Origin of the sequence: Sphingomonas lacusdianchii (assembly GCF_022664395.1) — a bacterium.
GTDB lineage: Bacteria > Pseudomonadota > Alphaproteobacteria > Sphingomonadales > Sphingomonadaceae > Sphingomonas > Sphingomonas lacusdianchii.
Genome location: NZ_JAKRET010000005.1, coordinates 299,052 through 305,051, shown reverse-complemented (window position 1 = coordinate 305,051; position 6,000 = coordinate 299,052). Strand labels below are relative to the sequence as shown.

Genomic DNA, 6,000 nt, shown 5'->3' with positions numbered 1-6,000 from the left:
GCCCCGCAAGCGTCGACACCGCCATTGCCGGTCTCCGGCTCCGCTTCGCTCCACCTCCGCCCGGCAATGGCGGCGGACACAACAATGCACTAACAATCACCCCGGACCACCCGGTGGGGGCTGCTCATGGCCGCACTTGCACCAAACCTGCAGGTTCGCGCCGTGTCGGACTAGGTCCCAGATCGTGTCGAATTTCTTCGTCCCCATGAAGAACGGAAAGCGAACGAAATCCAACATTTCAAGGTCGGATGCTGCTTGGCTTGTGTCTTCTATAGTTGACGCCCTCTTCAATGTCTCTTATAGTGGACACATGTTCCGGACGCTCCCTACCCTCCGCTTCACCCCTTGGCTCGATGGTCTCAAGGACAAGCGCGCCGCCGCCAAGGTTTTCGCGCGGATCGTCCGGGTCGAAGCCGGAAACTTCGGCGATGCGAAGTCGGTGGGCGACAGGGTCAGCGAACTGCGCATCCCCTACGGCCCGGGTTACCGGGTCTACTTTACGATAAAGGACGGCGACCTCGTCATCCTGTTGGTCGGCGGGGACAAGGGGTCGCAGGACCGGGACATAAAACTGGCCAAGGAAATGGCCGCCGAGATCCACGCCGAACCCTGACGGCGCGGATTTCTGAACGAAGGAACGAAATATGGGCATTGAACTGGGCGAACCGCTCGATCCCGCTCGCTATCTCGCGGGCGACTTCGAAACGCAGAAGGAGCTGCTGGACGACGCATGGGCGTCCGGCGACCCCGCCTATCTTGCGCACGCGATCGGCACGGTCGCGCGCGCGCGTGGCGGCATCGCGAAGCTCGCGGCCGACACCGGCTTGCAGCGTCAGGCACTGCACAAGGCGCTTGGCCCCAACGGCAACCCGCGCCTCGCTACACTCATGAAGGTGTTCGCCGCGCTCAAGGTACGGCCTCGGATGGAGGATGCCTCGGCCGACGCTGCGTAACCATGCGCGGCCGCCGGCGCTGCGCCTGGGATCGGTCTGCCGCCGCTGGCAGACCGATCCAGCGGCGGACATGCGCTCCGTCGTCCCTGATCGACAACTGCGGAAATGCGTCGATTTCTAGGGTGCTGGAACGGCCGATACCCACATGATACCCTCAGCCGACGCGGCCAAAATGCGGTGATCATTTTGCAATCGAGGACGCTTTCCACCACGCATTTGATCTTAAATCTTCCGGCACTTCGTCATGCCACGGATCGAGGCCGAGAGCCTCAACGGCGTCAAACCACTCTTCGCGCTTCGAAGGCGGCAGTTCTTCTCCACACCAAGGGCAATAGAACAAGCACTGTCGCGCAGAGCCGGCTGCGACCCAATACTCGTCAAAGCGGCTGTCGTATTGAACCGACCCCCACGCGTTTTGCTCATGCTGGTCCATGTGGCCCCGCCCGGCGGAGGCTTTGCAATCGCTCGGACCTGAAGCGGCATCGTCCATGCCTCATGCTAGTCCAGTCGCAGACCGGCAGCAATTCACCGATAGCCGACGCCAACTTAAACTAGGCATCGTGGACAAAGCTTGACGGCGTAATAGGCCGCTGATTCAAGGCTGCCATTTGGAGGCAGGCTTGGGCGAGCGGATCGGTTTGTCGGAAGAGGAATGGTCGCTGATCGGGCCGCTGCTACCGTCCGAGCGCGGACGTGGCTGTCGTCCCGCTGGTGACAACCGCCCCTTCTTCGAAGGCATGATGTGGATTGCGCGGACGGGTGCGCAGTGGCGGCATCTGCCGGAGGAATATGGCAAGTGGAACAGCGTGTTCCGCCGCTACCGTCGCTGGGTGACGACGGGTGTGTTCGATGCCATGCTGGAGACACTGGCCGGTGCGGTGGAACGCGATGGTCGCGCCGACATGATCGACAGCACCATTGTCCGGGCACACCATTGTGCGGTGGGCATAAAAAAGGGACTGGCGCGGCCGAGGCGCTTGGCCGATCGCGCGGCGGCTTCACCACCAAACTTCACGCCCGTTGCGATGTCAGAGGTCGCCCGCTCGCCTTTGTCCTGACGCCGGGTCAGGCGCATGACACGCAAGGTTTCGGTCCGCTGATGCGCATGATCGCCGACCGGATCGACGCGTTGCTCGCGGACAAAGGCTATGACAGCGACGCGGTTCGCGACACCCTGACCAGCATGGACGTCGAGGCCGTGATCCCGGCTCGGCGCAACCGTCGCAACCCGGCTGCGCATGATCGGCTCAAGTACCGCTGGCGAAACCAGATCGAACGCCTGTTCAACAAACTCAAGAACTGGCGACGGGTCGCCACTCGGTACGACAAAACTGCCGAATCCTACATCGGCTTCGTCTGCCTCGCTTCAGTCCTGCTCTGGATACCCTTTGTCCACGCCGCCTAGTAAGCTACGACCGGCCCTGACGCTGTCGGAGCGGGCACCTCAAAAGATTGGGGTGTTTGGCGGGTTCGAGTCCCGCTCATCGGTCCGCTGACGCCAAATAGCGGACACTGCTCATTCGCGGTAAGGTGGCTGCAAAGGGATTGGACAGGATGCTGATTGCAGGACTCTTGCTGATGGCTTCTGCTCACAACGTCACGAGCGGACGGGACCTACTTGCCGCCTGCAAGGAGCCGGGGTTCGATACATGGTGCGATGGCTTCATCAAGGGGTTGATGGACGCAGCCTTGGTGAAGGAAAGCAAGGCGAGTGAACGTTCATGCGTAGTTCCCGAACTCGGCATGCGGCAGCGCCGCATACTGATGCTCGAGCATCTCAACCAGCACTCAGACCAGTGGGAGCTGCCGGCTGCGACCGTGGTGAACCGTGTGATCGCGGCGAACTGGCCCAACTGCACTTGAAGACCCAGGCTTAGACGTCGGCTCTCCAGTATTCTCCGACGCTTCAGCGGCGGACGACCCGTCCGCCGCTGCGAAAGAAAGGCCGCAGAAACGGGGCGTTCCCGCAATGATTTAAGCGGACGATACCCGCACGATACCCCCGTCAAGTTACGCCCAAAACTGGCCGTTCGCCGCGAAGCTTCCAAAATTAAATGGCAGGCGTGTTGTTCCGGGTAGTTTCGATCAGTTGATCAACCACAGACGTCAAAGCGCATATTGGAGAAGCGCGGACTAGCGCTATTTAGTGCTTGGCGAACCTTCGCGTTGACGATCACCATTCTGCCGCCGTTGCTGGCGAAACTTCGTTGACGGAAAATTGCAATTTCCTCGCCTAGGTCGTCGCGTATACGACTCGAAACGTAGCCAGACAGATGGGGTGGGTGCCCACCACTCGGTCCATGATAATCGATGATAGAATTGGCTATGTCGATTGCTGCAAGATTGCGCACAACATCAACTATCGCATATTCGTCGCTGACCAGTTCGTTGTCTTGTCCCCGGATCACCAGCGTCCGTGAAACGATTGCGCCAGCGTCGAGTGCGCTCAGCACGTCGAGCAGTCGCCGGCTTACCACCATCGCGACTCCGCCGAACGGCTCCCACATGCTTGGAAGCTTGATCCGCGATGCAGGTGCGGAGAATCGGAACGTCGTACCGTTCGCGAGCAGATCAAGCCCCAAGCCATCGCCCCACCGGCCAGGTGCGGGCCTTTCTGCCCACTCAAGCCCGTGCGGAAGTTCGCGCTCGTACGCATCTCTCAGGAACCAGTAGCGCTGATCCTTGGAGGCGACATTGTCGAACGGCGCGCTTACGTCGGCCGCGTTGCGGACTCCCCAAGGCGCGCTTGGCGGGATCACCCGAACCCGCTCATCTTCATGCATGCGGGCCGGGATCTGCGGCTCGTACACCGGCGGCAGCAGCCCTGTGCCGGGCACCTCTATCACTCGGTCGGGCAGTATCATCGCTGGTGCCTCACGGTTCGGGATACAAGCTTATGTCGGCAACCGGTTGCTCGCCAGCAGGGCCTCGCTCGAAAGCTGACGGACCGCTGATGCAACCTGCCTTCTTCAATCCGATGGTCCGCTAACCACCATTCCCGGACATTGCAGCGGCGGACGTACCGTCCGCCGCACGCCCAGATATCCCCCGTTCTCGAAAAAAAACGATACCCACGATTTGTCCTGTAGTACCCACAAACCGCTATCGCCCAAACTGCGAAATCAATTTTCAAGATCTGGGTAGGGGAACACGAAATTCTGCCGCTCGCGGCGAATTGTTGAGCGGAAATCCAGTATTTCGATAGATTTTGCCCACTGAACCAGCTTTGGGATGCCCTCACCCACGATCGCTGCACGGGTCGCAGGCGCATGATCGAAGCGTACGGCCGAGCAACGGACCCAAATCAGCTCACCTTCTACTGACAGCCATGACCCATCCGGGTAAAAAGTCGCTACCAATCCCCGCTCAAATTTATTCATTCGGGAAAATTGATAATTGATTTTCAGTCCCGCAACATCAAAAGCGCTTAACAGCATTGCCGGTTTGAGAGGGTAACTGAGGCCTCTTGGCAACTTCGATCGCGATCCCATTTAATTATAATGACGGGCAACGTAACGAGCGTCAACGTCAGCTAGTCACGATCCCCGGACATATACGCGGCGGACGTACGCTCCGTCGTCGGTTGTCAAAACCTAAGAAAACTGAGGTTCCAACCGATCTAACGTGCGGCGATACCCGCACGATACCCATACCAGCTTGGATATCGGGATACGGGCGGTCGGTGGCCTACTGTTTAGAGGCTTTCCCTACGTTCCCTTGAGTGCTTGCCAGCTTCGATATCTGCCGTGCCAGAACTTTTGCGGCAACTGCGTTGGCACCAACCCGTCCGATTGCCGCGGCGGCGCGATCTACCGTCCCGGCCGTATCAGCGGTGATTTCCGCAAGCTCCGATGCAATCTGACGTTGCTGACCGGCACTTTGCAGCGAGCCGGCTAGGAGGAAATCCTGTTCCTGCACTAGCGCACCGTGCGCGGCTGCAACGTCTTCGGCCGCGCTGACGTTCTCGGCGATTAGCGACGAGCGTTCGCCTATCGATGCATTGGCTAGCGCCGTACGGGTCGTCAACGTCGACATCTCGGCCGAGATCGCAGCGAAAGCTCCGCCTTCGCTGCCAGAACGGGCCGCCTCGATCCGCGCGTTCAGGCTAAGCATTCGGCTTTCCGCCGCAATTTGCGCAATGCTGGCGCTGATAGCCGCTACACCCTCCACGGATTGTGCGAGATGTTCAATAATCGGCTTCTTTGCTGCGAGATGCGTCCGCGCCTCGACAAGCGCCGCCACTTGGCGACGAACGCTCGCTTCGGCCTCGTTGGCCGCGGTCTGAAGGGCGGAGGCCAACGATGCGATCCGCGTCGCATGCTCCGTCACCCCGCGGATCATCGCGGTCGCGTTCTCGGCCTCGGACGCGACGCAGCCCGCAATGTCGAGCAACCTTGTCGCAATGCTACACAGCTGTTTTTCGTTTTCCGGCATGGCCGTCCGCACCTTGGCGCTGGTGGCCTAAGCTCGCTCTCGAACCGCGTCGAGCATGGTCCCGGACAGTATCTCATAGGCTGCAGACCAGGCCTGTTCGGTATCGCGATCGAACGCCGAACCAAGTCCAACTCGTAGCGTCTCGATCAGCGCTGATCCAACAGCGGCATAATGCGAGTCCTTGGCACCATAACCGATATGCCGAATAGCGAGTTCGCGGGCGATCGGCACGATGGTGTCGAGCCGGTCCAGCGCATCGACCACCGTGGCCAAAGTGAGGAAAAGCTTGCGGCCTTGCTCCGTCATGTCGTTGCGGAACAGCGCGCGGGTATCGGGCGATAATTCGAACAGACGTCGGTAAAATTCGGCAGCCGCTTCGTTGGTGAGCGGAACGACAGCAGCGAAGCTGTCTTGGACGAGTTCGATTTGGCGTGCCGAGAGCATACCCTCGGTTATGCCGACAAACCTGCAACGGATTGATTAACACTGAAGTCAGAAAATCGTATACTTATGAACTGTACGAGGCGGACGCACCGTCCGTGGTCGACCTGACTAAGCCACTAGAATCGTTGCTTTTTCGGCAATCCATATGTCCAAGGTACCCGCGCAATAC

Annotated in this window: 9 protein-coding genes and 1 pseudogene; 5 read left to right on the top strand and 5 right to left on the bottom strand. The window is 59.8% G+C overall.

Annotation, left to right across the window (positions count from 1 at the left end; all coding sequences use genetic code 11):
• The 3 genes from MF607_RS09565 to MF607_RS09555 all read left to right on the top strand — a co-directional run.
• On the top strand, positions 1-93 hold a 93-nt coding region (locus tag MF607_RS09565), incomplete at its 5' end, for an integrase catalytic subunit (protein WP_242117239.1).
• A gap of 217 nt (positions 94-310) precedes the next feature.
• Positions 311-613, top strand: coding sequence for a type II toxin-antitoxin system RelE/ParE family toxin (locus tag MF607_RS09560; RefSeq protein ID WP_242117885.1), 303 nt, complete (start codon positions 311-313; stop codon positions 611-613).
• A 31-nt stretch (positions 614-644) separates the two neighbouring features.
• Entirely contained in the window at positions 645-953 is a 309-nt protein-coding gene (locus tag MF607_RS09555) for an addiction module antidote protein (RefSeq protein ID WP_056451581.1), read from the top strand.
• Between the two features lie 181 nt (positions 954-1,134).
• On the opposite strand, the gene MF607_RS09550 is transcribed toward MF607_RS09555, so the two are convergent.
• On the bottom strand, positions 1,135-1,386 hold the full coding sequence (locus MF607_RS09550) for a DUF6980 family protein (RefSeq protein ID WP_242117883.1): 252 nt from the start codon (positions 1,384-1,386) through the stop codon (positions 1,135-1,137).
• A 175-nt stretch (positions 1,387-1,561) separates the two neighbouring features.
• Between MF607_RS09550 and MF607_RS23040 the strand changes: the two are divergent.
• Together MF607_RS23040 and MF607_RS09535 are read left to right on the top strand one after the other, a co-directional pair.
• Positions 1,562-2,358 (top strand): annotated as a pseudogene (locus tag MF607_RS23040) (IS5 family transposase).
• A gap of 149 nt (positions 2,359-2,507) precedes the next feature.
• Positions 2,508-2,816 (top strand): Rap1a/Tai family immunity protein, encoded by a 309-nt coding sequence (locus MF607_RS09535; protein ID WP_242117879.1) that lies wholly within the window; start codon positions 2,508-2,510, stop codon positions 2,814-2,816.
• Positions 2,817-3,046: 230 nt separating this feature from the next.
• Here MF607_RS09535 and MF607_RS09530 read toward each other — a convergent pair whose 3' ends face one another.
• The 4 genes from MF607_RS09530 to MF607_RS09515 form a co-directional block, all read right to left on the bottom strand.
• Entirely contained in the window at positions 3,047-3,817 is a 771-nt protein-coding gene (locus tag MF607_RS09530) for an imm11 family protein (RefSeq protein WP_242117877.1), read from the bottom strand.
• Between the two features lie 258 nt (positions 3,818-4,075).
• Positions 4,076-4,390, bottom strand: coding sequence for a hypothetical protein (locus tag MF607_RS09525; protein WP_242117875.1), 315 nt, complete (start codon positions 4,388-4,390; stop codon positions 4,076-4,078).
• Positions 4,391-4,640: 250 nt separating this feature from the next.
• Positions 4,641-5,387, bottom strand: a complete 747-nt coding sequence (locus tag MF607_RS09520) for a methyl-accepting chemotaxis protein (protein WP_242117872.1) — start codon at positions 5,385-5,387, stop codon at positions 4,641-4,643.
• Between the two features lie 27 nt (positions 5,388-5,414).
• Positions 5,415-5,831: a globin family protein gene (locus MF607_RS09515; RefSeq protein ID WP_242117870.1), complete on the bottom strand. Its 417-nt coding sequence runs from the start codon at positions 5,829-5,831 to the stop codon at positions 5,415-5,417.
• Positions 5,832-6,000: the final 169 nt, after the last annotated feature.

Excerpts from the sequence above, each read along its gene's own strand:
- MF607_RS09530 (WP_242117877.1), bottom strand. The coding sequence starts at position 3,817 with ATGATACTGCCCGACCGAGTGATAGAGGTGCCCGGCACAGGGCTGCTG.
- MF607_RS09550 (WP_242117883.1), bottom strand. The coding sequence starts at position 1,386 with ATGGACCAGCATGAGCAAAACGCGTGGGGGTCGGTTCAATACGACAGC.
- MF607_RS09515 (WP_242117870.1), bottom strand. The coding sequence starts at position 5,831 with ATGCTCTCGGCACGCCAAATCGAACTCGTCCAAGACAGCTTCGCTGCT.
- MF607_RS09535 (WP_242117879.1), top strand. The coding sequence starts at position 2,508 with ATGCTGATTGCAGGACTCTTGCTGATGGCTTCTGCTCACAACGTCACG.
- MF607_RS09525 (WP_242117875.1), bottom strand. The coding sequence starts at position 4,390 with ATGCTGTTAAGCGCTTTTGATGTTGCGGGACTGAAAATCAATTATCAA.
- MF607_RS09555 (WP_056451581.1), top strand. The coding sequence starts at position 645 with ATGGGCATTGAACTGGGCGAACCGCTCGATCCCGCTCGCTATCTCGCG.
- MF607_RS09520 (WP_242117872.1), bottom strand. The coding sequence starts at position 5,387 with ATGCCGGAAAACGAAAAACAGCTGTGTAGCATTGCGACAAGGTTGCTC.
- MF607_RS09560 (WP_242117885.1), top strand. The coding sequence starts at position 311 with ATGTTCCGGACGCTCCCTACCCTCCGCTTCACCCCTTGGCTCGATGGT.